The following is a 26735-nucleotide window of genomic DNA, read 5'->3' as shown; positions in this document are numbered from 1 at the left end:
CGCGTGCTCTCCATCTCCGACCCCGGGGTGGGGTCGCTTGCGGTCGGGCTGGGGGTCTGGGGGGTCGTGCTGGGGATCACCGGCTGGCCGCCATCAGGGCGGCCGCACCGCGGTCGAGCAGCTCGGCGGCGAGCTCGCGGCCCAGCCGGGCCGCGTCGGCGGCGGGTCCGGAGGTGGAGCCGCGCACGGCGTCGCTGCCGTCGATGGCGGTGACCGAGGCCCGCAGGTAGACCTCGTCGCCGCCGTCCTCGGCCTCGCCGACCTCGGCGTGCGCGGCGACGGGCGCACTGCAGCCGGCCTCCAGGGTGGCCAGCACGGTGCGCTCGGCGACGACGCAGGCGCGGGCGCCGGCGTCGTCGAGGGCCGCCAGCAGCGACCGGGTGACGTCGTCGTCGCTCCGGCACTCCACGGCCAGGGCACCCTGCGCGGGGGCGGGGAGCACCTGGAGCGGGTCGAGCACCTCGGTGACGGCGTCGAGCCGGCCGAGGCGGGCCAATCCTGCCCGGGCGAGGACCACCGCGTCCAGTTCGCCCGAGGTCACCTTGCCCATCCGGGTGTCGACGTTGCCCCGGATCGGGACCACCTCGAGGCCCAGGCCGAGGGCCCGGAGCTGGGCGACGCGGCGGGGGGCGCCGGTGCCGACGGTGGCCCCGGCGGGCAGCTCGCCGAGGGTCAGGCGGTCGCGGGCGACGAGGGCGTCGCGCGGGTCCTCGCGCGGGGGCACCGCGGCGATGACCAGGTCGGGCTCCTCGGCCGTCGGGAGGTCCTTGTAGCTGTGCACGGCCAGGTCCACGGTGCCCGCGCGGAGCGCGTCGCGCAGGGCGCTGACGAACACGCCGGTGCCGCCGAGCTGGGTGATCGCCGCCGCGGACCGGTCGCCCTCGGTGGTGATGTGCACCAGCTCGACCGCGCGGCCGCTGGCCGCGGCGATGGCGTCGGCGACGTGCTGGGACTGGGTGAGCGCGAGCTGGCTGCGCCGGGTCCCCAGCCGGAGGGGCGCGGTCACGACAGCTCCCGGTCGGCGGGCAGCTGGTCCAGCGTCGTGCCGGCCGACGGGTCGACCGACACCGCCTGCGCCAGCGCCGAGGCGGGGTCGGCGCCCAGGCCGAACAGCGCGCGCAGCGCGTCGGCGTAGTCGGTGCCGCCGGGGCCGGCGGCGAGCTCCTTGACCCGGACGGTGGGCTCGTGGAGCAGCTTGTCCACCACCCGGCGCACGGTGCGGGCGATCTCCGCGCGGGCGCGGGCGTCGAGGTCGGGGAGCCGGGTGGACAGCCGCAGCAGCTCGGCGTCGACGACCTCGGCGGCCTGGCTGCGCAGCGCGGAGACGGTGGGCGCGACGGCGGCGGCCTGCCGCTCGGCGCGCAGCAGCGAGGTCTCCAGCTCGACCAGGGCGTGCGCGGCGGCCACGTCGTCGGCGGCGACCGACCCGGCGACCGGCCGGCCCGGGTGGGCGGAGCGCTCGCCCTGCAGGGTGGCGAGGTCGACCACGTGCACGCCGGGCAGGGTGGCGACGGCGGCGTCGACGTCGCGGGGCAGCGCCAGGTCGACCACGACCAGCGGGGCGGTGCGCCCGGCGGTGGCGGCGGTGACCACGTCGGTGCCGATGACGGTGCCGGTGGCGCCGGTGCAGGTGACCAGCACGTCGGCGGCGGCGAGCTCGGCGGTGAGGTGCTCGAGCTCGGCGGCGCGCCCGCCCACGGACTCGGCCAGCCGCGTCGCGGTGGCCGGCGTCCGGCTGGTGACGGTGACCTGCGCGCCCCGGCGGGCCAGGGTGGTCGCGGCCAGCGCGCCCATCGAGCCCGCGCCGACGACGAGGACGGGGCGGCCCGCGAGGTCGCCGATGCGGTCGGTGACCCGGTCCAGGGCCACCGAGACCAGGGAGGCGCCGGCCTTGTCGATGCCGGTCTCGGCGTGCACCCGCTTGCCCACCCGCAGCGCGCGCTGGGTGACCGGGTGCAGCTCGCGGCCGATCGTGCCCTCGGCCTGGGCCAGCGCGTAGGCCGAGCGCAGCTGGCCGAGCACCTGGGTCTCGCCGACCACCATGGAGTCCAGGCCGGCGGCGACGGTGCACAGGTGCCGGGCGGCCTGGTCCTCGTAGTGCACGGTGACGTAGGGCGAGAGGTCCTCGACGCCGGTGCCGGCGTGCCGGGCGAGCACCCGGCTGACGTCGGTGACCCCGCCGTGGAAGCGGTCGACCTCGGCGAAGATCTCGACCCGGTTGCAGGTGGCCAGCACGAGCGCCTCGGAGACGTGCTCGCACTCGAGCAGCTCGTGCAGGGTCTTCACGGTGTCGTCGCCGCTCATCGCGACCTGCTCGAGCAGGGTGACCGGCGCGGTCTGGTGGCTGATGCCGACGGCCAGGAGGCTCACGGGAGGACCACCTGCTCGCCGACCACCTGCACGCCCTTCTGCTGGTCCAGGAACGCCAGCACCTGGAGCTCCACCGACAGGTCCACCTGGCGCACGTCGACGCCGGCGGGGACCTGCAGCGTCACCGGTGCGAAGTTCACGATGCTGCGCACGCCGGCGTCCACGAGCCGGTCGCAGACCGACTGCGCCACCGGCGCGGGGGTGGTGACCACCGCGATGGTCACGCCGTGCTCGGCCACGACCTCCTCGAGGTCGTCGACCGGGCGGACGACGGTGCCGCCGACGACGTCGCCGACCCGCGCGGGGTCGGCGTCCAGCAGCCCGACGAAGGAGAAGCCGCGGGTGCCGAACCCGGCGTACCCGGCCAGCGCGGAGCCCAGGTTGCCCATGCCGACCAGCACGCAGGAGCGGGACTGCTCGACGCCGAGGGCCCGGGCCAGCCGCTCGCGCAGCGCGGGGACGGCGTAGCCGACGCCGCGCACGCCGCAGGGGCCCAGGTAGGAGAGGTCCTTGCGCAGGCCGGCGGGGTTGACCCCGGCGGCCGAGGCGAGCTCCCCGCTGGACACCGACGCGCGGCCGGCGTCGGCCAGGCCGGTGAGCACGCGCAGGTAGACGGCCAGGCGGGCGACGGTGGCCTCGGGGATGACCCGGGTCCGCGGATCGCGCGACTCGCTCATCGGCCCTCCTCGTCGGTCCGCACGCAGCACCCCGGCGGCGGAGCCGGCATCGGGGGGATGGCTGCCGGCCCCGTCTCGGGCCGGCAACGCCACGGTAACCGCTTGTGAACGTCGGAACAAAGTCCGCAGGGGCGTTCGTGCAGGTCACGGCGCACAGGTGTGGCCGAGACCACCGCGTCAGCGGCCGGCGAGGTCCTGGCGGAGCCGCGGGACGTCGACGGTGAAGTAGCTGTGCTCGCGGCCGTCGAGCAGCACGACCGGCACCCGGTCGCCGAACTCGGCCTGCAGCTCGGGGTCGGCGTCGACGTCGACGGCGGTGACGGCGAGGCCGTGCTCGGCGGCCACCCGGTCCAGCGTCTCGGCCGCGACCGCGCACAGGTGGCAGCCCTCGCGGGTGAGCAGCTGCAGCCGCGGTCCCCCCTCAGGCATCGACGCCCTCGGCGTGCTCGGTGTCGGCGGCCACCCGGTCCAGGCCCAGCTCGCGCAGCCGGGCCCGGCTCACCTTGCCGGTCAGCGAGTGCGGCAGCTGCGGGACGAACACCACCCCGGCGGGCACCTTGAACCGGGCCAGCGAGCGGGCGGCGAACGCGCGCAGCGCCTCGGCGTCCAGGTCCGACCCCTCGGCACGGACGACCACCGCCCGCACCGACTCCCCGGTGCGCTCGTCGGGCTGGCCGATGACCGCGGCCTCGACCACCTCGGGGTGGGTCTCCAGCACCCGCTCGACCTCCAGCGGGTAGACGTTGAACCCGCTGACCAGCACCAGGTCGCGGCGCCGGTCGACCAGGTGCAGGTCGCCCTCGGCGTCGCGGTAGGCGATGTCGCCGGTGGGCAGCCAGCCCTCGGCGTCCGGGCCGTCGGCGCCGTCGGGCCAGTAGCCGCGGAACAGGTTGGGCCCGCGCACGCACACCTCGCCGGCGCTGTCGGGCGGGTCGTCGCCGAACGGGTCGCCGAAGACGTCCTCGCGCACCTTGCTGCCCGGGTCGGGGCCGGCCTCGGGACCGCCGGCGGTGTCGCGCAGCACCAGCTCGACGCCGGGCACCGGACCGCCGATGCAGCCGGGCTTGGCCCGCCCGGTGGCCAGCGTGGTGGCCAGCACGGGGGCGGCCTCGGTGAGGCCGTAGCCCTCCCACACGGTGACCGCGGCGCGCTCGCGCATCGCCGTCCACACCCGGGGGGCCAGCGGCGCGGAGCCGGAGCTGGCGGTGTGCACCGCGGCGAACGCGCGCCGCAGTGCGGTGTCCGAGCCCGCGGCGTCGGCGGCGGCCAACCAGGCCTGGTACATCGGCGGGGCGGCCGGGACGGCGGTGACGCCCTCGGCGGCCATCAGGGCGAGCGTGCCGGCGGGGTCGAAGGACTCCACCACGACGCCGCAGGAGCGGGTGGCCGCGACCAGGCCCAGGCCGCCGTTGAGGCCGTAGACGTGGAACAGCGGCAGCGCGAGCAGGACGACGTCGCCCTCGCGCACCGGCGCCGGCTGCAGCGCGAGCACCTGCTCGAGGTTGGCCAGCAGCGCGGCGTGCGGCAGCATCGCGCCGCGCGGGTGGCCGGTCGTGCCGCTGGTGTAGGCCAGCAGGGCCAGCGCCCCGGGGTCGTCGGGGTCGGCGGGCGGGGCGTCGTCGGCGGTGGGCGGCCCCACCACGGCCGGGACGCCGGCCACGTCGGCCCGCGGCCGGGTGACCACGTGGGCGCGGGCACCGGAGTCGGTGAGCACGTAGCTGGTCTCGGGGTCGGTGTAGGCGGTGTTCACCGGGACGACGACCAGCCCCGCCCGCAGCGCGCCCAGCACGGTGAGCACCCAGTCCACGCCGTTGGGCAGCTGCACGGCCACCCGGTCGCCGGCGGTGAGCCCGCGGGCGGCCCACCCGGCCGCGACCCGGTCGACCTGCTCGGCCAGCTCGCCCCAGGTCAGCCGCCGGTCGCCCTGCACCAGGGCGGGGGCGGCGGGGTCGGCGTCGGCCGCTGCGCGCACCAGTCCGTGGAACGTGCGGGCTGCTGGGACCACCGGGGTCTCCCTCCTCGACGCGGTCGGCGGGTGCCGTCCGCGCACCTCACGTGGACGCGGAGGCCCGATGTTGTCACCATGGGTCGGACCTGCGCAGGTCAGGGCACCGCCGTCCGTCCCGCGCGCCGACGACGACGACGGGGGTGCCGGTGTCCGCCCACGGTCGCGCCGCCGGTGACGTGGGTCTGGACCCGGACGGGCTGCGCGTGGCCCGGCCGCGCCCCACCCCGCACCCGCGGGCCGCCGCGCCCGCCCCGCGCCGTCCGCAGGACGAGGAGGCGCCCCGCCCCGGCGCGCACCGGCCCACCCCGCACCGCCTCCCGGAGCCCGGACCGCTCGAGGCCGTCGAGACCGTCGAGGCCGCGGAGGTCGAGGTGGCGGAGATCGACGACGCCGAGCTGGACGCCGTCGAGCTGCCGGCCCGGCCGGAGGGCGCCGAGCAGGTGGCCGTCTGGACGCTGGTCGAGCGGGCCCAGGCCGGCGAGGCCGAGGCGTTCGGCGAGCTGTACGACCGGTACGCCGACATGGTCTTCCGCTACCTCTACCACCGGGTCCCCGACCGGCAGACCGCCGAGGACTTCACCAGCGAGACCTTCGTGCGCGCACTGCGCCGGATCGACTCGCTGAGCTTCCAGGGCCGCGACGTCGGCGCCTGGCTGGTCACCATCGCGCGCAACATCGTGCGCGACCACGTGAAGAGCAGCCGGTTCCGGCTCGAGGTGGCCACCGCCGACATGCGCGACGCCGACCGGGCCACCGACGGACCCGAGGACGCCGTGCTGCAGGGCCTGACCAACGAGCAGCTGCTGGCCTGCGTGGCCCAGCTGGGCGACGAGCAGCGCGAGTGCATCGCGCTGCGCTTCCTGCAGGGCCTGTCGGTGGCCGAGACCGCCGCGGCGATGGGCAAGAAGGACGGCGCGATCAAGGCGCTGCAGCACCGCGCGGTCAAGCGGCTGGCCGCGCTGCTGCCGGAGGGCCTGCGATGACCCGTCCGGGGGGTGTCGGAAGTTACCCACGGGTACCCCGTATCGGGGCCCCGGGGGCCTCGTTGACACCGCTGACACGGCCCTCCGGGCCGGTCGGTGCGCACGGGGACGAGGGATGACGGTGGACGACGGAGGGCGCGAGGAGGCGCTGGTCGAGCGGCTGCGGCTGCTCGGCCACGACGAGCCCGCGCTGGGCGCCGACGTCCGTGCGGCGCAGCGCGCCCGCCTGGTGGCGATGGCCGCCGTCCGCCCCGTCGCGACCGGGGACGACGCCGTGCGCAGCCCCGAGCCCGCGCCGACGTGGTGGCGCCGGGCGTTCGCCGGCCCCCCGGCCGACGCCCCCTGGCCCCGCTGGCGCACCCGGCTGACCGCCGGCATGGCCGGGGCCGCCATGACCGTGGGCGCGCTGTCCGGCCTGGTCGCCCTGGCCCGGGACGCCGAGCCCGGCGACCTGCTCTACGGGCTCAAGCGCGGCACCGAGCAGACCCAGCTGGCGCTGGCGTCCGACGCCGACCGCGCGCTGACCCTGCTCGGCTTCGCCACCACCCGGCTCGACGAGCTGACCGAGCTGACCGGCGGGGACGCCGGCGCGCTCCCGGCCACCGTCGGCGCACCCGAAGGCACCGGGCCCGCCCTGTCGGCCGCCGGGGTCGACGCGGCCACCGTCGTCGACGTGCTCACCACCATGGACGAGCAGACCACCGAGGGCACCTCGTCGCTGACCACCGCCGTCGTCGACGGAGCCGACGCCGCGGCGCTCGGGGTGCTCGCCGGGTGGGCGGCCGAGCAGCGGGCCGGGCTGACCGCGCTCGACGTGCCGGCCGGGGCCGAGGAGGCGGTGGCCGCCTCCCTGGTGCTCGTCGACCGGGTCGCGGCCCGCGCGGCGTCCTGGCAGACCGCGCTGACCTGCCCGGACGGCCCCACCACCGCCGCGGTCGACCCGCTGGGCCCGGTCGCCGGCGACTGCGCCGTCCCCCAGGGCACGGTCCCCGCTGGGCCGCCGACGGCCGCGCCCTCCGGCGACGTCCCCGCCGGGTCGACGGCCGCGCCGGCCCCGCCGACGGGGCCCGGCACCGTCCCGGGCACCGCCGCGGTCCCGACCGCGGGTGCCGATCCCCGGCCGACCGGCTCCGCCGCACCCACGACGTCCGCCGCCCCGGCCGCCCCGGCCACCCCGGCCGTGCCGTCGGTGGTGGCGCCGGCGCCCACGCCCGCCACGCCCACCAGCACCCCGCCGTTGGTGGAGGTGCCGCTGCCGCTGCCCTCGACGACGGTGTGCCTGGGCGGGCTGATCTGCGTCGGCGGCTGACCCCGCGGCGGGGTCGGCCGTGGCCGACGGCACAGCGACCCCGGCGGCGGCTCGGCCGTTAGGGTCGGCAGGGGCTGAGACGCAGCCGCGACGGGAGGGGCGACCAGTGGTCCGTGTGCCGTTCCGCGGTCGCGCTGCCCGCACCCCCGCGGACCTGGAGGACGAGGAGACCCGCGCGCTCGTCGCCGGTACCGCCTCGGCCGCCGCTGCCGAGGTGCACGGGCCGGCCCCGGTCGACCCCGACCCCACCGCCGCGGCGTTCTTCGACTGCGACAACACCATGATGATGGGCGCCTCGCTGTTCTGGTTCGCCCGCGGCCTGGCCGCCCGCAAGTACTTCACCGGCCGCGACGTGGCCTCCTTCGTCTGGCAGCAGGCCAAGTTCCGGATCGCCGGGTCGGAGTCCGCGGTCGACATGCACACCGTGCGGGACAACGCGCTGGCCTTCATCGCCGGCCGGCCGGTCAGCGAGATCGTCGACGCCGGCGAGGAGATCTACGACGAGCTGATGGCCGACCGCATCTGGGCCGGCACCCGGGTGCTCGCGCAGCGGCACCTCGACGCCGGCCAGCGGGTCTGGCTGGTCACCGCCACCCCGATCGAGCTCGCCGACATCATCGCCCGCCGGCTGGGCCTGACCGGGGCGCTGGGCACCGTCTCGGAGGTCGTGGACGGCCGCTACACCGGCCGGCTGGTCGGCGAGCTCATGCACCACGAGGCGAAGGCGCAGGCCGTGCGCGCGCTGGCCGAGCGGGAGGGTCTCGACCTCACCCGCTGCACCGCCTACAGCGACTCGTCCAACGACCTGCCGATGCTGTCGCTGGTGGGCACCGCGGTGGCGGTCAACCCCGACACCGAGCTCAAGGCGGTCGCCCGCTCCCGCGGCTGGGTGGTCAAGGACTTCCGCACCGGGCGCAAGGCCGCGCGCATCGGCGTCCCCACGCTGGGCGCGGCCGCCGTGGGCGGTGGCGCGGTGAGCGGGCTGCTGGCGCTGCGCCGGCGCAACCGCTGGCCCTTCTAGCTGAAGACGGAGCGCCGCTGCAGCAGCAGCTGGTAGAGGGACTGCTGGATGGTCTCGCGCACCTGGTCGGTCAGGTTGAACACCAGCATCGGGTCGTCGGCGGCGGCCGGGCCGTAGGACGCGGTCTCGATCGGCTCGCCGAAGGCGATGAACCACTTCGAGGGCAGCGGCACCAGGCCCAGCGGACCGAGCAGCGGGAAGGTCGGGGTGACCGGCAGGTAGGGCAGCCCGAGGATGCGCGCCGCCGTCTTCGCGTTGCCGATCATCGGGTAGATCTCCTCGGCCCCGACGATGGCGCACGGCACGATCGGCGCCCCGGTGCGCAGCGCGGCGGTGACGAACCCGCCCCGGCCGAAGCGCTGCAGGGTGTAGCGCTCGCTGAAGGACTTCCCGATGCCCTTGAAGCCCTCGGGGAAGACGCCCACCAGCTCGCCGTCGGTGAGCAGCCGCTCGGCGTCCTCGTTGCAGGCCAGGGTGGCGCCGAACTTGCGCGACATGGAGCCGATGAAGGGGAACTGGAAGACCAGGTCGGCGCCGAGCAGCCGGAACCGGCGCTGCGCCGGGTGGTCGTCGTGCAGCGCGACGGTGGTCATCAGTGCGTCGAGCGGGATCGTGCCGGAGTGGTTGGCGACCACCAGGGCGCCACCGGTCCCGGGGACGTGCTCCATCCCCTGGGTCTCCACCCGGAACCACTTCTGGAACAGCGGGCGCAGCACCGGCAGCAGCAGGTGGTCGGCGAGGTCGGGGTCGAAGCCGAACTCGTCGGTCTCGTACTCCCCCGTGAGCCGGCGGCGCAGGAACTCCAGCCCTCCGGCCAGCTGCTCCTCCCAGCCCGACCCGGCGGCGGGGGCCTCGGCGGTCTCCTCCGGGCCGTCGGGGTGCAGCCGGATCACCCGTGCCTCAGGCATCGCGCACCGCCCGCAGACCGCCGGCGGCGGGCTGCGGCTCGCGCCGGCCCGCCACCGCACCCAGTGACCCCACGGCGGCCGCCGTGCGCCCGACGACGTCCTCGGCGCCCTCGACCACCGCGCCGACCAGCCCGGGGTCGACCACGGGCACCACGGTGCGGCCGTAGTCGGCCAGCGCCTCGGCGGTGGTGTAGCGCGGGGTGTAGCCGAACTCCTCGCGCAGCACGCGGGTGTCGACCACCCGGCCGAAGTTCAGGAAGCGCAGCTGCTCGGGCGAGTAGTCGGTGATCCGCGCCTGGCGGGTCAGCCGGCCCAGCGGGCCCATCGCCTGGCTGGGCAGGGGCAGCGCGATGCGGCCGAGCCGGCGGATGGCCTGGGACAGCAGCACGGTGCCCTCGGCCCCGACGTTGACCGTGCCGGCGAACCCGCCGGTGGTGGCCTGCACCAGGACGGCGAGGGCGTCGTCCTCGTGCAGCAGCTGCACGCGGGCGTCGTAGCCCAGCGCCGTGGGCACCACCGGCAGCCGCAGGAACCCGGTCAGCAGGGAGTCGATGCGCGGGCCGATGAAGTTGGTGAACCGCAGCACGGCGACGTCGACCTCGGGCCGGCGGCGCGAGAAGGACCGCACGTAGCCCTCGATGTCGAGGCTGTCCTTGGCGAAGCCGCCCCCGGGCACCTGGCGGGCCTGCATGGCCTCGGTGAACACCGCGGGGTCGCGCGGGCTGGCGCCGTAGACGGCGCTGGTGGACTTCAGCACCAGCCGGCGCACGGTGGGCACCCGCTGGCAGGCCGCCAGCAGCTGCATCGTCCCGATGACGTTGAGCTCCTTCATCGAGGTGCGCCCGCCGCTGCCGGCCGGGGTGGAGCTGATGTTCATGTGCACCACGGTGTCCACGCCGGCCGCGGCGATGACCTTGCCGATCAGCGGGTTGCGGATGTCGGCGCGCACGAACTCGGTGCGCCCGAGGCGGCGCTGCACCTCCGGGCGCGGGGGGACCGTGTCGACCCCCAGGACCCGTTCGATGGAGGGGTCCGCGGCGAGCTCGGCCGCCAGCGCGCCGCCCAGCCACCGGCTCACGCCGGTGACGAGCACGACCGCGGGCGGCACGAGCGTCAGCTCACTTCTTGTTGCGGCGCTGGACGCGCGTCTTCTTCAGCAGCTTGCGGTGCTTCTTCTTCGCCATCCGCTTGCGGCGCTTCTTGATGACAGAACCCATGGTGATGCTCCCGACGTCGTCGCAGTTCGTGTGCGCCGTCCCCCGCAGGGGCCCGGTCGCTCGACGGCCGAGACTACCTGGTGGCCGTCGGTGACGGCCGGTCGTGCTCCCCGCCCGGGGGAGCCGCCGCCGGGACCCGACGGCGGCGACCCCTGCGTAGCGAGGTACCGCTGGTGGTGCTGGGTGGTGCTGGGTGGTGCTGGTGGCGCGGTGGATCAGGCGGTGCAGGTCACGCGATGTCGGTGTAGGCGTCGCGCAGGTAGTCCTGGACGGCGCGCTCGGGCACCCGGAAGGACCGGCCGACGCGGACGGCGGACAGCTCGCCGCCGTGGACGAGGCGGTACACGGTCATCTTGGAGACGCGCATCATCGCGGCCACCTCGGCGACGGTCAGGAAGGTGACGGCCGAGCGCTGCGGCGCGGCCGGGGCCTGACGGTTCACCGGCGCGGCGGCCGGGTGGGCCGCGGGGACCGGGCGGGCGACCGCGGCGGCCTGGACCGGACGGCCGACGGGCCGGGGGCCGGGCTGGGCGGGGCGGACCTGGTAGGCGCGCTGGGGCATGGTCATGGGTCGTTCTCCTCCGCTACTGCATGCATCGAGGCCGTCGGCTTCCCCACCGTCGGTCGGGTCACGTACGTGCTGGGAGAAACGTTAGGGGCCTGGTGGGACAGAAGCGATGGGTGAAACGAACAGGCGGACCGGTCCGTCCTGGTCACTTGTCGACACGACTGACAGTGCTTGCTTGTTCACGGGGCGTCTATGACATGTCGACACGGCGACACGGCGACATCTCGACGTCAAGGGTGCACAACTGAACGCCCTGCCGTTGTGCAATCACCCTCCGTCACCTGAATGACAAATTTGTCATTCAGGTCAGCGGCCGAGCTCCACGGAGCGGTCGTGCGCGGCCTCGATGGCCGCGATCAGCGCCGCGCGGACGCCGTGCCGCTCCAGCTCGCGGATGGCCGCGATCGTCGTCCCGCCCGGGCTGGTGACCGCCTCCCGCAGCTGCACCGGGTGCTCCCCGGAGTCGCGCAGCATGGTGGCCGCGCCGAGCGCGGTCTGCACGATCAGGTCGGCGGCCAGGGCGCGCGGCAGGCCGAGCAGGATGCCGGCGTCCACCATCGCCTCGACGAGGTAGAAGAAGTAGGCGGGCCCGCTGCCCGAGAGCGCGGTGACGGCGTCCTGCTGCTTCTCCGGCACCCGGCGCACCTGGCCCACCGCCGACAGCAGGGCCTCGGCCTCGTCCAGGTCGGCCGCGCTCGCGTGCGCGCCGGCCGACAGCACGCTCATGCCCTCGTCGACCAGCGCCGGGGTGTTGGGCATGACCCGCACGACCGGGGTGCCGGCCGGCAGCGCCGCCTCGACGCGCGCCGTGGGCACCCCGGCGGCCACCGACACGACCAGGTGGCCGGGGTCGACGTGCGGGGCGAGGTCGACCAGCAGCGCGTCGACGTCCTGCGGCTTGACCGCGATGAGCAGCACCCGGCAGGCGGCCGCCGCGCCGGCCAGGTCCAGGGCCCGCACCCCGTGCCGGGACTCCAGCTCCGCGGCCCGCTCGGGGCTCCGCTCCACCACGACGATGCCCTCGGCCGCGCCGGGCCGGCGGACCAGCCCGGAGACCAGGGCCTCGCCGATCTTGCCGCCGCCGACGACGGCGAGTCCGGACCGCTGCTGGGTGGGTGCGCTGCTCACGCCCGGGAACGCTAGCGGCCCCCGCCGCCGGTGGCTCAGCCCCCGGCGAGCAGCCCCGCGGCCGGGACGACGCACAGCAGCGTGCCGGCGAACAGCAGCACCAGCAGCAGCCGCAGGCCGACCGGGCCCTGCCCGCGGCGCTGCCGCCAGGCCGAGACCCCGCCGACCAGGCCGGTGATGGCCAGCGGCGCGGCGACCACGGCCACGTAGGGCTGCAGCTCCCACAGCACGGTGAACAGGTAGTAGAGGCCCACGCCCACGGCCAGGGCGAGCACCAGCTCGCCGGCGAACCGCACCCAGGCCACCGCGGCCTGCGCCGTGGTCAGCGGCTCGGCGTCGCCCTCGGCGTCGGCGTCGGCGGGGAGCACGATCTTGGGGATGGGGCCCGTGGTGGGCACCGGTTCGGACCCGGAGCGTCCCCCGACCGGGGTGCGGCCGGTGCGCAGGCCCGGGATCGCCGCGGTGGAGGGGGCGGGCTCGCCGGCGACCGGCTGCTCGACGGTGGCCGGTGCCGGGTCCGGGGCGCGCCGCTTGCCCAGCCGCAGGCCCGACGACGCCCGCGGCGGGGCCGCCTTGGCGTCCACGGGGGGCGGCGGGGTGGTGGCCCGGGAGGCGTCGCGGCCGGTGTCGTCGGGGCGCCGGCCGGTGTCGTCCCCGGCCACCCTGCCGACGACCTTGCCGGTGCCCGCGCCGGTGTCGGGGCCGCCGCCCCGGCCGGCCTTGGTCTCCTCGACCGTGCGACGGCGCTTGGGCCGCACCGGGCCGGTGGTGCCCGGCCGGGTGCCCGCCTCGGACTCCAGCCCGTGCTCGCGCAGGATCTCCGCGAGCGAGCGGACGGAGTGATCGGCGTCGCTCATGCGCCCTCCAGCCCGTCCAACCGTCGCAGGATGACGCCCTCGCGCAGCGCCCAGGGGCAGATTGCCACGAGGGGCGCCCCGACCGCCCGCATCGCGGCGCGCGCCACGACCGCGCCGGCCGGCACCTGGTGCGCCCGGTCGACCGAGACGCCCTGCAGCTCGGCCAGCGCGGAGGAGTCGATCCGGGACACGAAGCCCACCAGCTGGTCCAGCCCGGCGGCGGTCAGCTGGCGGGGCACCCGCAGCCCGGCGGAGTAGGGCGCGGCGCCGGTGAGCCGGGCCAGCGTGCGGAAGGTCTTTGAGGTGGCCGCGACCAGGTCCGGCGGGCCGGCGGCGGCCAGCCGCCGGGCGGCGGGGGCCAGCAGGCGGGCGGCGTGCGCGTCCAGCTCGTCGAGGCCGGCCAGGTCGGGACGGCGACCGGCGTGCGCGTCGGGCAGGTACCGCCGGGTCATCCGGCCGGCGCCCAGCGGCACCGACAGGGCGACGTCGGGGTCCTCGTCGACGCCGGTGGCCAGCTCCAGCGACCCGCCGCCGATGTCGAGCACGAGAAGCCGGCCGGCGCTCCACCCGAACCACCGCCGGACGGCGAGGAAGGTCAGCCGGGCCTCGTCCTCGCCGCTGAGCACCTGCAGCTGCACGCCGGTGGCCTCGACCACCCGCTCGAGCACCTTGGCGCCGTTGGCGGCCTCCCGGATGGCGGAGGTGACGAAGGCCAGCAGCTCCTCGCAGCCGGACTCGGTGGCCACCTCGCGGGCCCGCCGGACGGCGGCGGTGAGCGCCTTCTCCCCCGCCTTGGACAGCTGCCCGTCGGCCCCGACGTGCTCGGCCAGCCGCAGCACCGACTTGTCGGAGTGGGCCGGCGTGGGGTGCGCACCGACGTGCGCGTCGACGACGAGCAGGTGCACGGTGTTCGAGCCGACGTCGAGCACACCCAGCCGCATGGTCGGACAGTCTGCCGGGTCGCCCGGCGCCGACGGGCACGTGGTGGACTGGCACCCGTGCAGCCGCCCCCGGAGGAAGTCGACCCCGACCACGCCCGCGAGTGGCTGGAGTTCACCGACCCGGCCGACCCCGAGCACCGGGTGCGCGCGGACCTGACCTGGCTGACCTCCGCCTGGACCTGCGTGTTCGGCCGCGGGTGCGCAGGCGTGGTGGAGGGCCGGGCCCAGGACGGCTGCTGCAACCACGGCGCCTTCTTCACCGACACCGACGACCTGACCAGGGTGGCCGCCGCCGTCGAGGAGCTCACCGACGCCGACTGGCAGCGCCGCGGCGAGTGGGCCACCGACTGGACCGAGCCCGACACCCTGGACGAACCGGGCGCGGACGGCGCCACCGAGGCCGCCCTGCGCACCCGCGTGGTCGACGGGGTGTGCGTGTTCAACAACCGGCCCGACTTCCCCGGCGGCGGGGGGTGCGCGCTGCACGCCCTCGCGCTGCGCACCGGCCGGCACCCCCTGGAGACCAAGCCCGACGTGTGCTGGCAGCTGCCGGTCCGCCGGGAGCAGGAGTGGGTGGACCGGCCCGATGACACCCGCGTGCTGGTCAGCACGATCGGCGAGTTCGACCGGCGCGGGTGGGGTCCGGGCGGGCACGACCTGCACTGGTGGTGCACCGGCTCGCCGGTCGCCCACGTGGCGACCGAGCCCCTGGTCGACACCTACGGGCCCGAGCTGACCGAGCTGCTGGGCGCCCCGGCCTACGCCGAGCTACGCCGGCTGGCCCACGACCGGCTGGACCTCGGGCTGGTGGCCCCGCACCCGGCCAGCCCGGTGCCCGTCGAGCTGCACCGCCGCCGCCCCACCTGAGCCCAGCCGGGTGCGGAAGGCCTGCCGGTAGGCCCGCGGGCTGATCCCGCGCCGCCGGGCGAAGTGCTCGCGCAGCCCGGCCGCGGTGCCGAAGCCGGCCAGCCGGGCGACCTCCTCGACGGGGGCGTCGGTGTCGGCCAGCAGCGTCTCCGCGGCGGCCAGCCGCTGCCCCAGCAGCCAGGCGTGCGGGGTGGTGCCGGTGGTGGCGCGGAACCGGCGGGCGAAGGTGCGGGGGCTCATCAGTGCGCGCCGGGCCAGCTGGTCGACGGTGAGGTCCTCGGCCAGGTGCTCCTGCACCCAGGCCAGCACGACGCCGAGCAGGTCGTCCTCGCAGCGGGCCACCGGGGTGTCCACGTACTGGGCCTGCCCGCCGTCGCGGTGCGCCGGCACGACCATCTCCCGGGCCAGCGCGTTCGCCGGACCCGGCCCGTACTCCCGGCGCACCCAGTGCAGCAGGGTGTCGACCCCGGCGGCGGTCCCGGCGCCGGTGATGACCCGGCCCTCGTCGACGTACAGCACCCGGGGGTCGACGTCCACGGCCGGGAACCGGGCCGCCAGCTCGCCGGCCATCCGCCAGTGCGTGGCTGCCCGGCGGCCGTCCAGCAACCCGGCCTCGGCGAGCACGAACGCACCGCTGCAGTGGCTGATCAGCTGGGCGCCGCGGGCGTGGGCGGCGCGCAGCGCGTCCAGCACCGCGGGCGGGCACCGCCGGTCGGCCTCGTGCTGGGCGGTGACCACCACGACGTCGGAGCCGGCCAACCGCTCCAGCCCGTGCTCGACCAGCACGGTGAGCCCGGTGTCGGTGCGCACCGGGCCGGGCTGCTCGGCGACCAGGGCGTAGTCGAAGCGCGGCAGGCCGAAGCGGGTGTGGTCGTAGCCGAACACCTCGCTGGCCGAGCCGAGCCCGAACGCGCCGAGGGTGCCGTTGCCGGCCAGGACGCTGACGACGACGGGACGGGTCACGCCGACAGCATGGCAGGAAATCGGCGTTCATGGGCATTCCTGCCACTCGTCGTCGTGGCCGGGCCCGGCCAGGCTCGCCGCATGCTGCTCATCACCTGCCCCACCACCGGCGCCGACGAGCTCGTCGCCGACCGGCACGCCCGCCCCGTCGCCGACCCCCGCACCCGCCCCGGCGTGGTGGCGGTCGCCGTCCGCTGCCCCTGCGGCGGCGACCACGTCTACCTCACCGGACGGCGGATCGAGGAGGCCCGCGCCCGGGTCGCCTGCGGTCGCCGCGCGGACCGGCGCGTCCCCGCGTAGCTTCGAACACATGAGCGACGCAGACGACCTCGTGAACTCCGGCCAGCCCGGCGACCCCACGGCCGAGAAGGACCCGCACGACTGGGTCACCGGCGACGAGCCGGCCACCGGCGCGCAGAAGAGCTACCTGTCCACGCTGGCCCAGCAGGCCGGCGAGGAGGTCCCCGACGACCTCACCAAGGCCGACGCCTCCATCAAGATCGACGAGCTCCAGGAGGAGACCGGCCGCGGGGCCTGACCCCGCGGCCGGCCCGCCCGGCTCAGCTCTCGAACTTGTAGCCCAGACCCCGCACGGTCACCAGCCACTTGGGCGTGGCGGGGTCGGGCTCGATCTTGGCGCGCAGCCGCTTGACGTGGACGTCGAGGGTCTTGGTGTCCCCGACGTAGTCCGAGCCCCACACGCGGTCGATCAGCTGCCCGCGGGTGAGCACCCGGCCGGCGTTGCGCAGCAGGAGCTCGAGCAGGTCGAACTCCTTCAGCGGCAGCGGCACGACCTCGCCGTCCACGGTCACGGTGTGCCGCTCGACGTCCATCCGCACCGGGCCGGCCGACAGGGTCGCGTCCGGCGGCAGGTCGGCCTCGCTGCCGCGGCGCAGCACCGCCCGGATCCGGGCCAGCAGCTCCCGCGCCGAGTACGGCTTGGTCACGTAGTCGTCGGCGCCCAGCTCCAGGCCGACGACCTTGTCGATCTCGGTGTCCTTGGCGGTGAGCATGATGATCGGGACGGCGCTGCGCGAGCGCAGCGTGCGGCACACCTCCGTGCCCGACAGGCCCGGCAGCATGAGGTCCAGCAGCACGATGTCCGCGCCGCCCCGGTCGAACTCGGCCAGGGCGTCGATCCCGTTGCCGGCGACGACGGCCTCGTAGCCCTCGCGGCGCAGCATGTAGGACAGCGCGTCGGAGAAGGACTCCTCGTCCTCCACGACCAGCACTCGGGTCATGTCCGTCCTCTCTGGAGGTCTGTCTCGGTGACGGCGGCGCGCAGCGCGTCGACGCGGTCGCGGGAGATGCCCGCGGGGTCGGTGGGCGGGTCGGCCGGCTCGGCGGCGACCGGGGCGAGCGGGATGCGGAGGGTGAAGGTCGACCCCAGCCCCTCCTCGCTCCACACGCTGACCGAGCCGCCGTGGTTGGTGGCCACGTGCTTGACGATCGCCAGGCCCAGGCCGGTGCCGCCGGTGCTGCTCGCGCGCGACTGGTCGACCCGGTAGAAGCGCTCGAACACCCGCGCCCGGTCGGCCCGCGGGATGCCGATGCCGGAGTCGGTCACCGCGATCTCGGCGAACCCGGAGCGGGCCCGGGTGCCGACGGCGATCTTGGTGCCCTCGGGCGAGTAGGTGACGGCGTTGGCCAGCAGGTTGGTCACCGCGGTGGTCAGCTGCGCCTCCACCCCGAGGACGACCAGGTCGGACTGCTCCCCCACGGCCAGCTCGATGCCCTTGGCCACCGCCGCCAGCCGGGTGCGGTCGGCGGCCTCGGCCACCACCGCGCCGACCTCGACCGGCGCGAGCTCGGGCATCGGCTCGGCGCCCTGCAGCCGGGACAGGTCGATCAGCTCGCGCACCAGCCGGGAGAGCCGGTCGGCCTCGTGGGTCATCCGGGCGGCGAAGCGCTGCACGGTCTCGGGGTCGTCGGCCGCGCCCTGGGTGGCCTCCGCCAGCAGCGCCAGCGCCCCGACCGGGGTCTTCAGCTCGTGGCCGACGTTGGCGACGAAGTCCCGCCGCACGGCCTCGACGCGACGGGCCTCGGTGACGTCCTGCAGCACCAGCGCGACGGGGCCGCGCTCCAGCGCCGGGCCGCTGTCCAGCCGCACGCCGTGCACCCCGACCAGCCGCGGGCCGGTGCCCACCAGGTCGCCGGGCAGCTGGACGTCGGCGCGCCGGCTGCCGTGCTTGCGCACCTCGTGCGCCACCGACACCAGGCCGGGCACCAGCAGGCGGGTGCCGCGGACGATGCCCAGCGCCCGCGCCGAGGGGTTGGCCAGCAGCACGGAGTCGTAGAGGTCCAGCAGGACGACGGCGGGGTCCATGAGGTCCAGCAGCCGGCGGGCCAGCACGGTCTCGTCGTCCACCGGCGGAGGGCTGCCGGGCAGGTACTCCGGGGGGTCCTCGAAGGAGTCCGGGTCGGTGGCCCGGCGCCGGGCCCGGGCGATCAGGGCGACGACCGCCCCGCCGACGAGCAGGCCGAGCGCCAGCCACAGGAGCGGGTGCACGGGGTCGATGCTAGGCCGACCGGGGACCCGTTCCTGCCCGCCGACGACCGGATCACCCCTCCGGGGAGCACTGTTCACGGGCCGGTGCCCCCGCGTTCACCTGCTGGCCCCGTCGCCGGACGCCGCTGCTCCCTAGACTCGCCTGCGGGGCCGCCGAGCCGCAGCCACCCGGCTTGCGCCGCGCCCCGGACGACTGCCCCGGGCGCGGCCCGGGGACGCGTTGGAGGGGAACCGTGCGCGACACCTACCGCGAAGAGCTCGACGACATCACCACCTGCCTGGTGGAGATGACCAACTCGGTCGGCTCGGCGATGAGCAAGGCCACCACCGCGCTGCTGGACGCCGACGTCGCGCTGGCCGACCTGGTCATCGCCGGCGACGCGCACATCGACGCGGTGCGCGAGAACGTCGACGACCGCTGCTTCACCCTGCTGGCCCGCCAGGCCCCGGTCGCCACCGACCTGCGCTCGGTCACCACCGCCATGGCGACCGTGCAGGACCTCGAGCGGATGGGCGACCTGGCCCAGCACATCGCCAAGGTGGCGCGGATGCGCTTCCCCGACCACGCGGTGCCGCAGGAGGTCCGCCCGGTCTTCCTCGACATGGGCCACACCGCCGAGAGCCTGGTCGCCCAGGCCGGCGCCATCATCGCCAAGCGCGACGTCGCGGCCGCCGCCCAGCTCGAGGCCGACGACGACCTGATGGACCGCAGCCACCAGCAGCTGTTCCGCGAGCTGCTCGACGACGCCTGGCCGCACGGCATCCAGTCGGCCATCGACATCACCCTGCTGGGCCGCTACTACGAGCGCTTCGCCGACCACGCCGTCAGCGTCGCCCGCCGGGTGGTCTACCTGGTCACCGGCGAGCGCCCGCTCCCCGTCGCCGCCGCCAGCTGACCCCACCACGACGAAGGGCCCCGGGACGCCGTCCCGGGGCCCTTCGTCAGTCAGTGCTGGAACGGCCCCGTCGCAGGGTCCCGCCGCGAGCTCGCTCGTGGTGGGGGGCGACGGGGTCCTTCACTTCTTGCCCTGGTTCGCCACGGCCTTGATCGCCTCGGCGGCGGCCTCGGGGTCGAGGTAGGTGCCGCCGGGGTTGGTCGGGCGCAGGTCGTCGTCGAGGTCGTAGCGCAGCGGGACGCCGGTGGGGATGTTCAGGCCCACCACCTCGTCGTCGCCCATGCCGTCCAGGTGCTTGACCAGCGCCCGCAGGCTGTTGCCGTGCGCGGTGACCAGCACGGTCTTCCCGGCCCGCAGGTCCGGCACGATCGCGTCGTACCAGTAGGGCAGCATCCGGACGACGACGTCGGCCAGGCACTCGGTGGCCGGCCGCGCCTCCGGGGGCAGGAACGCGTAGCGGGGGTCGGCGTCCTGGCTGTACTCGTCGCCCGGGTCGATCGGCGGCGGCGGGGTGGCGTAGCTGCGCCGCCAGGTCATGAACTGCTCCTCGCCGTACTCGGCGAGGGTGGCGGCCTTGTCCTTGCCCTGCAGGGCGCCGTAGTGCCGCTCGTTGAGCCGCCAGGAGCGGGTCACCGGGATCCACTGCCGGTCGGCCGCGGCCAGCGCCAGCTCGGCGGTGGTGATGGCCCGCTTGAGCAGCGAGGTGTGCAGCACGTCGGGCAGCAGGCCCTCGGCCTTGAGCAGCTCACCGCCCCGGGCGGCCTCCGCGCGGCCCTTCTCGGAGAGCGCGACGTCCACCCAGCCGGTGAAGAGGTTGGCCTTGTTCCACTCGCTCTCGCCGTGGCGGAGGAGCACCAGAGTTCCGGTCACGGCGCCCATCCTGCCCGACGGCTCACCCGGTGAGCAGGGGCCAGAGCAGCCAGGCCTCGAACAGCAGCGGCGGCAGCAGACCGGCCAGCAGCCAGGGGCTGCGCACCCGGCGCCCGGTGCTCCAGCGGATGACCGCGACCACGGCCACGCACAGCGCCGTCCCTGCCGTCCCCCAGCCGACCGCGGCACCGGGGTCGTCGATGAGGAACTGGGCCAGCGCCACCTGCACCGCGCAGACGAGGAGGGGGTAGACCAGCGCGGTCGCACCAACCACTCCGGTGAGCGCGCGGGTGCGGCTGCGCAGCTCCGTCTCGTCGGCCATCGCCGTCGACGGTAGGCCTCAGGTCAGGGTGCCCGCCCGCCAGCGGCGGGCCGCGGCGGCCAACTGGTCGGCGGTGCGGGCCAGCGCGTGCCCGCCGCGGGTGACGCGGTCGGCGGCCGCGGAGTCGGCGTCGTCGAGGTCGTCGGCCAGCACGGCCCGTCCGCCCGCGACCACCCAGCAGAAGGCGGCGGCGCGGTCCAGGGCGACGTCCAGGTCGCCCTCGAAGACGCCGGTGAGCACGGCGTCGGCCAGGTCGCGGACGCCGTCGGGACCGGGCGGGTCGGCCAGGCCGGCGACGACCTCGCGGGGAAGCACCCGGCCCTGGCCGGCCCCGAACTGCCGGGCCGCGGACACCGGGTCGCGCTGCACCCACGCGCGCAGCAGGTACAGCCGCCACAGGGCCCCGGGCAGCGACACCGCCGGGGCGTCGGCCCACAGCTCGGCCAGCTCGTCGAGCCCCTGGTCGTCGGCCAGGCGCACCAGCCGCCGGGTGACCTCGGGGTCGTCGCTGTCGCGGGCCCGGTCGACCAGCGCGTAGGCCACCCCGCGGGCGGCCTCGGTGGTGGCGATCGGGTCCACCTCGCCGGCCAGGTGGGCGCCGAGGGTGGCGCGCAGCAGCGGTCGGCGGTTCCGGGCGGCCATGCGGTCCTCTCGTCGGCGACGGCCGCGGTGGTGGACGACCTCCTCCGTTGTACGTGGCCGACCGCGCCGGGGCCAGTCCGCCGGCGCGGGTTCTCGGCCACGGGGAGCGGGACGGGTGCAGGATCGGCCGGTGGGCACGGAGGGCACGCTGGTCGGGAGCTACCTCCGCCACCCCCGGCACGGCCCGCTGCCGGCGGTCCTCGTGCTGCTCACCGTGGCGACCGGGGTCGTGGACGCGGTGTCCATCCTGGGGCTCGGCCGGGTCTTCGTGGCCAACATGACGGGCAACGTCGTGTTCGCCGGTTTCGCCCTGGCCGGCGCGCCGGGCTTCTCGCTGGCGGGGTCGGTGCTGGCGCTCGGCGCCTTCCTCGTGGGCGCGGCCGCCACCGGCCAGCTGCTGCTCCGGCGCGCCGACCACCGCGGCCGGCTCCTGCGCGACGCCCTGGTGGTGCAGCTGGTGCTGGTCGCGGTGGCCCTCGCGGTGGCGGCGTCCGCGCGGGGCACCGGCTCCCAGCTGGTGGTCCTCGCCGCGCTGGCCCTCGCGCTCGGGGTGCAGAACTCCGTGGTGCGGCACCTCGCCGTCCCCGACCTGACCACCACCGTGCTCACCATGACGCTGACCGGCATCGGCGCCGACCTGCGCCGGCGGGACACCGCGACCGTGGTGCGGCGACTGGCCGCCGTGGTGGCGATGCTCGTGGGCGCCGGCGTGGGCGCGCTCGTGGTGCTCGGTCCCGGGCCCGTGGCCGGCCTGGCGCTGGTCGCGGTCCTGCACGCCGTCGCCCTGGGTGCAGCCGTCGTGGCGGGTCGCTCGCGGGCCGCCTGGACCCGGCCGGCCGGCTGATTCAGGCGGTGCGGGGTGCGGGCCGCCAGGCGGGGTCGCGGCCGACGAAGCCCATGAGCCGGTCGACAGCCGGGGCGTCGGCGGGCACCTCGACCTCCGGCCCGTACTGGCCCGAGGCGCGCAGCACCTCGTCCATCGGCTCCATCCCGGCCAGCAGCTGCGCGCACTCGGCCTGGTCCAGCCCGGCGTCTTGCCCGCTGGCCGCGGCCAGGTCCCAGGTGTGCAGGAACACGTCGGTGGTCCAGAACCGGTCGACGGCGTCGGCCAGCGGCAGCGTGCCCAGGTGCGGGTGGGTGAACGGCTCGGCGGCGCGCGGCGAGGCCAGCAGCGCCCGGACGGCGGTGGTGTGCCGCGCCCAGTCGTGCGCCGGGTCACCGGTCCGCTCCACGGCCAGCACGACGTCGTCCGCGGCGAGCAGGCCCGGCAGCCAGTCGACCAGGTGGCCCACCACGTCGGCCGCCGTCCAGCCCTCGACCGGGGCCGGCGCGGCCCAGTCGGGGACGCCGGCGACGACCTCGGTGAACCGGCCGGTGACCCGGTCGAACCGCTCGAGCGCGCTCACGCCGCGGCCAGCAGGGCGTCGAGCTTGGCGTAGCCCTGGTCCACGCCGGTCTCCATGCCGCTGCGCAGCCAGGCGTCCCGGCCCTCGAAGGAGTCCACCAGCGACTGCGCGTGCAGCCGGACCCGGCCCCCGCCCAGGTCCTCGAACCGCAGCGTCTCCAGGGCGACGTCCTCGGGCATGCCCTCCCAGGTGAAGGTCTGCACGATCGTGTCGGTGCCGATGCGGTGGAAGCAGCCGCGGAAGGACCACTCCTCGCCCTCCCGGACCCCGGTGAACCGCCACGACCCCCCGTCGCGGGCGTCCCAGACGTCGATCCGGGTGGCGGTGTCGTCGGGGCCGACCCACCGGGCGTAGAGGTCGGGGTCCAGGTGGGCGCGCATCAGCTGCTCGACCGTGCCGGTGAAGTCGCGGGTGATCCGGATGATCGGCAGCGCGGGGTCGGCCTCGATCCGGGCCTGGGTGGCGGTGGTCATGACGGGTCCTCCTCGGCGGTGAGCTCCGCCAGGACGGCGTCCAGGCGGGTGAAGCTTTCCTCGGCGCGGCGGCGGTACCGCTCGATCCACGCGGTCATCAGGTCCAGCACCTCGGCCTCCAGGTGCACCGGTCGGGTCTGGGCGGACCGGCTGCGGCTGACCAGACCGGCGCCCTCGAGCACCTTGAGGTGCTTGGAGACGGCCTGGGTGCTGACGTCGTAGGGCGCGGCGAGCTCCCCGACGGTGGCGTCGCCGACGGTCAGCCGGGCGACCATGTCGCGCCGGGTGGGGTCGGCCAGGGCGGCGAACACCCGGGACAGCTGGTCGGCCATCGGCCCTCCTTCTGCAACCGATCGGTTGCCGAAGTCAGGATGACGTCACCGGTGAAGAGTTGTCAACCCATCGGTTGCGGACGGCGTCCGGGGAGCCAGACCAGGCAGACGACGGCGGCGAACGCGGCCGACGCCGCCGTCCCGATCGCGGTGACGTGCATGGCCGCCACGAACGCCTCCCGGGCCGGCTGCACCAGCTCGGTGGCCCCGGTGACACGGACCGCCTCCAGCGTGGCGACCACCGACTGCCGGGCCTGCTCGCGCGCGGCCTCGGGCAGCACGTCCACCGCGTCGCCCAGCCGCGCGGCGTAGACCCCGGCCACCAGCGACCCCAGGATGGCCACGCCGAGCGCGCCGCCGACCTGCCGGACGGTGTTGTTCACCGCTCCCCCGGCCCCGGCCTTCTCCCGCGGCACCACGCTCATGATCGACTCCGTCGCCGGGGCCAGCACCGAGCCCAGGCCGAGGCCCTGCACGAACAGCACCGCCAGGACCAGCCACACCGGCGCCTCGAGGTCGAGCAGCTGGTTGGCCGCGAACGCCGTGGCCATCAGCCCGAACCCGGCCGCGCAGACCAGCTTCGCGCCGAACCGGTCGGCCAGCCGCGAGGCCCGCGGCGAGGCGATCGCGATGGCCACCGCCATCGGCACCAGCGTCGCGCCGGACTGCAGCGGCGAGAACCCCAGCGCGCCCTGCAGGTAGTAGACGAGGTAGAAGGTGGCGCCCTGCAGCGCGAAGAAGTTCAGCGCCAGCGCACCGGCCGCGGCGGAGAAGGCCGGCAGCCGGAACAGCGAGACGTCCAGCGCGGGGTGGTCGGTGCGCCGCTGCCACCAGACGAACACCCCGAGCAGCGCCACCCCGGCCAGCAGCGGCCCGAGGACGCCCGGCGTCGTCCAGCCCACCCCCTCGCCGCCGCGGATGATGCCGAACACCAGCGCCCCGAGGCCGGCGATCGACAGCAGCACCCCGGGGACGTCGAGCCGACCCGGGGCCGGGTCCTTGGACTCCGGCACCAGGGTGAGGACACCGACCGCCCCCACCGCGGCGACCGGGATGCCGAGCAGGAACACCGCACCCCACCAGAAGTGCTCCAGCACCAGGCCGCCGGCCAGCGGGCCCCCGGCGATCCCGATGCCGGCCGCCCCGGCCCAGATGCCGATCGCCCGGCTGCGCTCCCCCGGCGGGAAGACGTTGCTGATCACCGCCAGCGTGGCCGGCTGCACCGCCGCACCGCCGACGCCCATGAGCGCCCGCCAGGCGATGAGCTCCCCGGCGGAGCCGGCGACGGCGGCCAGCACCGACCCCAGGGAGAAGATGCCCAGGCCCAGCAGCAGCGCGCGCCTGCGGCCGATCCGGTCGCCGATGACGCCCCAGCTGAACAGCAGCCCGGCGAAGACCAGGATGTAGGCGTCGATCGCCCACTGCAGCTGGCTCTGGGTGGCGGCGAGGTCGCGCTGCAGGGTCGGCAGGGCCACGTTGAGCACCGTGTTGCCCATGATCACGACCATGAGGCAGACGATCATGGTGGTGAGCACCCACCAGCGGCGCTCGTAGCCCGCCGGCCGGTCGGTCACTCCCGCGGTCGGCGCACGAAGTCGGCGAACGCCTCCAGGTTGCGCAGCGACTCACCGCGCTTGACCCGCCAGTCCCACTCCCGCCGGATCGAGGTGCCGAAGCCGATCTCGAGCATGGTGTTGAAGTGGTCGTCGGCGTAGCTGAGCACCGCCCCCAGCAGCCGGTCCACCTCCTCGGCCGTCACCGAGGCCGCGCTGACCCGGCCGGTCAGGTAGACGTCGCCGACGGCGTCGATGGAGTAGGCGACGCCGTACATCCGGGCGTTGTGCTGGAGCAGCCAGGTCCACAGCTGCTCGCGGTTCTCGTCGGGCTGCCGGCAGACGAAGGCCTCGACGCGCAGCCCGTGCTCCCCGATGACCAGCCCGCAGACCGTCTTGAGCTTCTTGGTGCCGGGCAGGTCGACCAGGAACCGGCCGGGCGCGGGGTGCTCGTAGACCAGCTCGGCCTCCCGCAGCGCGGCGTCGACCACCCGCTCCAGCTCGGCGACGGTGCTCACCGCGACCCCCCGACCGAGAACGCCCGGACGGCGGCGCGCACCCGGTCGCGGGGCGGCCGGACCACCGCGCGCATCTCGCCGATGGCGGCGGCGTAGGCGTCGACGAGGGAGTCGGTGGTGCGGTCCCAGCTGAACCGCTCGGCGTGCCGGCGGGCCCCGGCCGACAGCAGCTCGCGCTGCTCCACGACCTTGCGGATGGCCGCGGCGTAGTCGGCCGGGTCGTGGCCGGGGACCAGCACGCCCGACACCCCGTCGTCGACCGCGGTGGGCAGCCCGCCCACGGCGGCGGCCACCACGGGGGTGCCGCAGGCCTGCGCCTCCAGCGCCACCAGCCCGAAGGACTCGTTGTGGCTGGGGACGACGGCGACGTCGGCGGCGCGGTAGTGCTCGGCCAGCGCGGCGGGCGCCTGCGGCGGCACGGACCGGACGACGTCGGTGATGCCCAGGGAGACGGCGAGCTCCTGCAGCCGGCGGGGCTCGGCCAGCCCGCTGCCGCTGGGCGCACCGACCACCAGCACCTGCAGCCGGCTCCGCAGTGCCGGCTCGTCGGCCAGCAGCCGGGCGGCGGCGCGCAGCAGCACGTCGGGGGCCTTGAGCGGCTGGATGCGGCCGACGAACAGCAGCACCAGCGCGTCGTCGGCCACCCCGACCGCGCGGCGCGCGGCGGCCCGGTCGCCGGGGGTGAACCGGTCCAGGTCCACCCCGGGCGGGACGACGAGGGTGCGGGCGGGGTCGGCGTCGTACCAGCGCACCAGCTGGCGGGCCTCCTCGGCGGTGTTGGCGATCAGCCGGTCGGCCTCGGCCACCACCTGCTCCTCGCCGATCACCCGGGCCCGCGGCTCGGGGGCGTCGCCCTCGGCCAGCGCGGCGTTCTTCACCTTGGCCAGCGTGTGCGCGGAGTGCACCAGCGGCACGCCCCACCGGTCGCGGGCCAGCCAGCCCACCTGGCCGGAGAGCCAGTAGTGGCTGTGCAGCACGTCGTAGTGGCCGGGCTCGTGCCGGGCCTCCTCGCGCAGCACCGCGGCGGTGAACGCGCACAGCTGCGCGGGCAGGTCGTCCTTGCCCAGGCCCTCGAACGGGCCGGCGGACACGTGCCGCACGGTGACGCCGGGGACCATCTCCACCACCGGCGGCAGCTCCGAGGAGGTGGCCCGGGTGAACACCTCGACGGCGATGCCGCGGGCGGCGAGCCGGCGCGACACCTCGACGACGTAGACGTTCAGCCCCCCGGCGTCCCCGGCCCCGGGCTGGTCCAGCGGGCTGGTGTGCACGCTGAGGGTGGCGACCCGGCGCGGCAGCGGGACGCGCCCGTGCCGCTGGCCCACCGGGCGCAGGGGGCGACGACCAGGCACGCCACTCCTCCCGCGGGCGCCCCGGGCGGGCGCGTTGTCGGCCCC

The 26735-nt window shown here is 76.1% G+C and carries 32 protein-coding genes; 8 read left to right on the top strand and 24 right to left on the bottom strand.

Going from position 1 to position 26735, the window contains the following annotated elements:
- Nucleotides 1–76 precede the first annotated feature (76 nt).
- The 5 genes from hemC to BM158_RS04860 all read right to left on the bottom strand — a co-directional run bounded on the left by hemC (nt 77) and on the right by BM158_RS04860 (nt 5052).
- Nucleotides 77–1006, bottom strand: coding sequence for a hydroxymethylbilane synthase (gene hemC, locus BM158_RS04880; RefSeq protein WP_091555147.1), 930 nt, complete (start codon nt 1004–1006; stop codon nt 77–79).
- On the bottom strand, nt 1003–2370 hold the full coding sequence (locus tag BM158_RS04875) for a glutamyl-tRNA reductase (RefSeq protein WP_091555145.1): 1368 nt from the start codon (nt 2368–2370) through the stop codon (nt 1003–1005). Before BM158_RS04875 ends, hemC begins: the two co-directional genes overlap by 4 nt.
- Nucleotides 2367–3047 (bottom strand): redox-sensing transcriptional repressor Rex, encoded by a 681-nt coding sequence (locus BM158_RS04870; protein ID WP_091555143.1) that lies wholly within the window; start codon nt 3045–3047, stop codon nt 2367–2369. The genes BM158_RS04875 and BM158_RS04870 overlap by 4 nt, the downstream gene beginning before the upstream one ends.
- 177 nt (nt 3048–3224) lie before the next feature.
- A complete protein-coding gene (locus tag BM158_RS04865) occupies nt 3225–3476 on the bottom strand; it encodes a glutaredoxin family protein (RefSeq protein ID WP_091555142.1) in 252 nt (83 codons plus the stop codon).
- Nucleotides 3469–5052, bottom strand: coding sequence for an AMP-binding protein (locus BM158_RS04860; protein ID WP_091555139.1), 1584 nt, complete (start codon nt 5050–5052; stop codon nt 3469–3471). The genes BM158_RS04865 and BM158_RS04860 overlap by 8 nt, the downstream gene beginning before the upstream one ends.
- Nucleotides 5053–5231: 179 nt before the next feature.
- On the opposite strand from BM158_RS04860, the gene BM158_RS04855 reads away from it, so the two are divergent.
- The 3 genes from BM158_RS04855 (at nt 5232) to BM158_RS04845 (ending at nt 8368) form a co-directional block, all read left to right on the top strand.
- Nucleotides 5232–6038, top strand: a complete 807-nt coding sequence (locus BM158_RS04855; RefSeq protein WP_242657453.1) for a sigma-70 family RNA polymerase sigma factor — start codon at nt 5232–5234, stop codon at nt 6036–6038.
- Nucleotides 6039–6153: 115 nt separating this feature from the next.
- Nucleotides 6154–7347: a DUF5667 domain-containing protein gene (locus BM158_RS22645; RefSeq protein ID WP_091555137.1), complete on the top strand. Its 1194-nt coding sequence runs from the start codon at nt 6154–6156 to the stop codon at nt 7345–7347.
- Nucleotides 7348–7462: 115 nt separating this feature from the next.
- Entirely contained in the window at nt 7463–8368 is a 906-nt protein-coding gene (locus BM158_RS04845) for an HAD family hydrolase (protein ID WP_229827642.1), read from the top strand.
- Here the strand turns inward: BM158_RS04845 and BM158_RS04840 are convergent.
- From BM158_RS04840 to BM158_RS04810, 7 genes are all read right to left on the bottom strand, one after another.
- Nucleotides 8365–9276 (bottom strand): lysophospholipid acyltransferase family protein, encoded by a 912-nt coding sequence (locus BM158_RS04840; protein ID WP_091556335.1) that lies wholly within the window; start codon nt 9274–9276, stop codon nt 8365–8367. The two genes, BM158_RS04845 and BM158_RS04840, sit on opposite strands and share 4 nt — an antisense overlap.
- Entirely contained in the window at nt 9269–10384 is a 1116-nt protein-coding gene (locus BM158_RS04835; protein WP_091555134.1) for an NAD-dependent epimerase/dehydratase family protein, read from the bottom strand. The genes BM158_RS04840 and BM158_RS04835 overlap by 8 nt, the downstream gene beginning before the upstream one ends.
- A gap of 10 nt (nt 10385–10394) precedes the next feature.
- Nucleotides 10395–10493: a 30S ribosomal protein bS22 gene (locus tag BM158_RS04830; RefSeq protein WP_012854759.1), complete on the bottom strand. Its 99-nt coding sequence runs from the start codon at nt 10491–10493 to the stop codon at nt 10395–10397.
- 229 nt (nt 10494–10722) lie between these two features.
- Nucleotides 10723–11061 (bottom strand): helix-turn-helix domain-containing protein, encoded by a 339-nt coding sequence (locus BM158_RS22940; protein ID WP_229827643.1) that lies wholly within the window; start codon nt 11059–11061, stop codon nt 10723–10725.
- A gap of 306 nt (nt 11062–11367) precedes the next feature.
- Complete coding sequence (gene proC / locus BM158_RS04820; RefSeq protein WP_091555132.1) at nt 11368–12189, bottom strand: pyrroline-5-carboxylate reductase; 822 nt, start codon at nt 12187–12189, stop codon at nt 11368–11370.
- A gap of 35 nt (nt 12190–12224) precedes the next feature.
- A complete protein-coding gene (locus BM158_RS04815; protein ID WP_091555130.1) occupies nt 12225–13046 on the bottom strand; it encodes a hypothetical protein in 822 nt (273 codons plus the stop codon).
- The gene (locus BM158_RS04810) at nt 13043–13987 is read right to left on the bottom strand and encodes a Ppx/GppA family phosphatase (RefSeq protein WP_091556334.1); all 945 of its coding nucleotides are present in this window, start codon (nt 13985–13987) and stop codon (nt 13043–13045) included. Before BM158_RS04810 ends, BM158_RS04815 begins: the two co-directional genes overlap by 4 nt.
- Nucleotides 13988–14044: 57 nt before the next feature.
- Between BM158_RS04810 and BM158_RS04805 the strand changes: the two genes are divergently transcribed.
- A complete protein-coding gene (locus BM158_RS04805) occupies nt 14045–14854 on the top strand; it encodes a DUF3109 family protein (RefSeq protein ID WP_207506180.1) in 810 nt (269 codons plus the stop codon).
- On the opposite strand, the gene BM158_RS04800 is transcribed toward BM158_RS04805, so the two are convergent.
- Nucleotides 14756–15817 carry a helix-turn-helix domain-containing protein gene (locus BM158_RS04800; protein WP_229827644.1) on the bottom strand — a complete coding sequence of 354 codons (1062 nt, stop codon included), beginning with the start codon at nt 15815–15817 and terminating at the stop codon, nt 14756–14758. The genes BM158_RS04805 and BM158_RS04800 overlap by 99 nt on opposite strands.
- An 81-nt stretch (nt 15818–15898) precedes the next feature.
- Between BM158_RS04800 and BM158_RS04795 the strand changes: the two genes are divergently transcribed.
- Together BM158_RS04795 and BM158_RS04790 are read left to right on the top strand one after the other, a co-directional pair.
- The gene (locus BM158_RS04795) at nt 15899–16117 is read left to right on the top strand and encodes a hypothetical protein (protein ID WP_091555128.1); all 219 of its coding nucleotides are present in this window, start codon (nt 15899–15901) and stop codon (nt 16115–16117) included.
- A 10-nt stretch (nt 16118–16127) separates the two neighbouring features.
- The gene (locus BM158_RS04790; protein ID WP_091555127.1) at nt 16128–16355 is read left to right on the top strand and encodes a DUF3072 domain-containing protein; all 228 of its coding nucleotides are present in this window, start codon (nt 16128–16130) and stop codon (nt 16353–16355) included.
- A 22-nt stretch (nt 16356–16377) separates the two neighbouring features.
- Here BM158_RS04790 and BM158_RS04785 read toward each other — a convergent pair whose 3' ends face one another.
- Nucleotides 16378–17058, bottom strand: coding sequence for a response regulator transcription factor (locus tag BM158_RS04785; protein ID WP_091555125.1), 681 nt, complete (start codon nt 17056–17058; stop codon nt 16378–16380).
- A complete protein-coding gene (locus tag BM158_RS04780; protein WP_091555123.1) occupies nt 17055–18326 on the bottom strand; it encodes a sensor histidine kinase in 1272 nt (423 codons plus the stop codon). The genes BM158_RS04785 and BM158_RS04780 overlap by 4 nt, the downstream gene beginning before the upstream one ends.
- 233 nt (nt 18327–18559) lie before the next feature.
- Between BM158_RS04780 and phoU the strand changes: the two genes are divergently transcribed.
- Entirely contained in the window at nt 18560–19222 is a 663-nt protein-coding gene (phoU, locus tag BM158_RS04775) for a phosphate signaling complex protein PhoU (RefSeq protein ID WP_091555122.1), read from the top strand.
- A gap of 120 nt (nt 19223–19342) precedes the next feature.
- Here the strand turns inward: phoU and BM158_RS04770 are convergent, their stop codons facing one another.
- From BM158_RS04770 to BM158_RS04760, 3 genes are read right to left on the bottom strand one after another with little or no spacing between them, the layout of a single operon-like run.
- The gene (locus tag BM158_RS04770; RefSeq protein ID WP_091555120.1) at nt 19343–20101 is read right to left on the bottom strand and encodes a phosphoglyceromutase; all 759 of its coding nucleotides are present in this window, start codon (nt 20099–20101) and stop codon (nt 19343–19345) included.
- A gap of 13 nt (nt 20102–20114) precedes the next feature.
- A complete protein-coding gene (locus tag BM158_RS04765; RefSeq protein WP_091555118.1) occupies nt 20115–20414 on the bottom strand; it encodes a hypothetical protein in 300 nt (99 codons plus the stop codon).
- Nucleotides 20415–20432: 18 nt separating this feature from the next.
- Complete coding sequence (locus BM158_RS04760; RefSeq protein ID WP_091555116.1) at nt 20433–21056, bottom strand: hypothetical protein; 624 nt, start codon at nt 21054–21056, stop codon at nt 20433–20435.
- A gap of 130 nt (nt 21057–21186) precedes the next feature.
- Between BM158_RS04760 and BM158_RS04755 the strand changes: the two genes are divergently transcribed.
- Nucleotides 21187–21900 (top strand): YoaK family protein, encoded by a 714-nt coding sequence (locus tag BM158_RS04755; protein ID WP_207506178.1) that lies wholly within the window; start codon nt 21187–21189, stop codon nt 21898–21900.
- A 1-nt stretch (nt 21901) separates the two neighbouring features.
- Here the strand turns inward: BM158_RS04755 and BM158_RS04750 are convergent, their stop codons facing one another.
- From BM158_RS04750 to mshA, 6 genes are all read right to left on the bottom strand, one after another.
- Entirely contained in the window at nt 21902–22462 is a 561-nt protein-coding gene (locus BM158_RS04750) for a maleylpyruvate isomerase N-terminal domain-containing protein (RefSeq protein ID WP_091555112.1), read from the bottom strand.
- A complete protein-coding gene (locus BM158_RS04745; RefSeq protein WP_091555111.1) occupies nt 22459–22935 on the bottom strand; it encodes an SRPBCC domain-containing protein in 477 nt (158 codons plus the stop codon). Before BM158_RS04745 ends, BM158_RS04750 begins: the two co-directional genes overlap by 4 nt.
- Complete coding sequence (locus tag BM158_RS04740; protein WP_091555109.1) at nt 22932–23267, bottom strand: ArsR/SmtB family transcription factor; 336 nt, start codon at nt 23265–23267, stop codon at nt 22932–22934. Before BM158_RS04740 ends, BM158_RS04745 begins: the two co-directional genes overlap by 4 nt.
- Nucleotides 23268–23329: 62 nt before the next feature.
- On the bottom strand, nt 23330–24841 hold the full coding sequence (locus BM158_RS04735; RefSeq protein WP_229827646.1) for an MFS transporter: 1512 nt from the start codon (nt 24839–24841) through the stop codon (nt 23330–23332).
- The gene (locus BM158_RS04730) at nt 24838–25338 is read right to left on the bottom strand and encodes a type III secretion system chaperone family protein (protein WP_091555107.1); all 501 of its coding nucleotides are present in this window, start codon (nt 25336–25338) and stop codon (nt 24838–24840) included. Before BM158_RS04730 ends, BM158_RS04735 begins: the two co-directional genes overlap by 4 nt.
- Nucleotides 25335–26690, bottom strand: coding sequence for a D-inositol-3-phosphate glycosyltransferase (mshA, locus tag BM158_RS04725; protein ID WP_229827647.1), 1356 nt, complete (start codon nt 26688–26690; stop codon nt 25335–25337). The genes BM158_RS04730 and mshA overlap by 4 nt, the downstream gene beginning before the upstream one ends.
- Nucleotides 26691–26735: the final 45 nt, after the last annotated feature.

It is taken from the genome of Klenkia taihuensis (assembly GCF_900112525.1).
GTDB lineage: Bacteria > Actinomycetota > Actinomycetes > Mycobacteriales > Geodermatophilaceae > Klenkia > Klenkia taihuensis.
The sequence above is the reverse complement of the archived record's forward strand: the minus strand, read 5'-3'. Positions and strand labels throughout refer to the sequence as shown.

Coding starts and splice junctions, on each gene's coding strand:
- BM158_RS04785 (WP_091555125.1), bottom strand. CDS start 17,058: ATGACCCGAGTGCTGGTCGTGGAGGACGAGGAGTCCTTCTCCGACGCG.
- BM158_RS22940 (WP_229827643.1), bottom strand. CDS start 11,061: ATGACCATGCCCCAGCGCGCCTACCAGGTCCGCCCCGCCCAGCCCGGC.
- BM158_RS04795 (WP_091555128.1), top strand. CDS start 15,899: ATGCTGCTCATCACCTGCCCCACCACCGGCGCCGACGAGCTCGTCGCC.
- BM158_RS04840 (WP_091556335.1), bottom strand. CDS start 9,276: ATGCCTGAGGCACGGGTGATCCGGCTGCACCCCGACGGCCCGGAGGAG.
- BM158_RS04765 (WP_091555118.1), bottom strand. CDS start 20,414: ATGGCCGACGAGACGGAGCTGCGCAGCCGCACCCGCGCGCTCACCGGA.
- BM158_RS04790 (WP_091555127.1), top strand. CDS start 16,128: ATGAGCGACGCAGACGACCTCGTGAACTCCGGCCAGCCCGGCGACCCC.
- BM158_RS22645 (WP_091555137.1), top strand. CDS start 6,154: ATGACGGTGGACGACGGAGGGCGCGAGGAGGCGCTGGTCGAGCGGCTG.
- BM158_RS04770 (WP_091555120.1), bottom strand. CDS start 20,101: ATGGGCGCCGTGACCGGAACTCTGGTGCTCCTCCGCCACGGCGAGAGC.
- BM158_RS04815 (WP_091555130.1), bottom strand. CDS start 13,046: ATGAGCGACGCCGATCACTCCGTCCGCTCGCTCGCGGAGATCCTGCGC.
- BM158_RS04760 (WP_091555116.1), bottom strand. CDS start 21,056: ATGGCCGCCCGGAACCGCCGACCGCTGCTGCGCGCCACCCTCGGCGCC.
- BM158_RS04870 (WP_091555143.1), bottom strand. CDS start 3,047: ATGAGCGAGTCGCGCGATCCGCGGACCCGGGTCATCCCCGAGGCCACC.
- BM158_RS04810 (WP_091556334.1), bottom strand. CDS start 13,987: ATGCGGCTGGGTGTGCTCGACGTCGGCTCGAACACCGTGCACCTGCTC.
- BM158_RS04745 (WP_091555111.1), bottom strand. CDS start 22,935: ATGACCACCGCCACCCAGGCCCGGATCGAGGCCGACCCCGCGCTGCCG.
- BM158_RS04740 (WP_091555109.1), bottom strand. CDS start 23,267: ATGGCCGACCAGCTGTCCCGGGTGTTCGCCGCCCTGGCCGACCCCACC.
- BM158_RS04830 (WP_012854759.1), bottom strand. CDS start 10,493: ATGGGTTCTGTCATCAAGAAGCGCCGCAAGCGGATGGCGAAGAAGAAG.
- BM158_RS04865 (WP_091555142.1), bottom strand. CDS start 3,476: ATGCCTGAGGGGGGACCGCGGCTGCAGCTGCTCACCCGCGAGGGCTGC.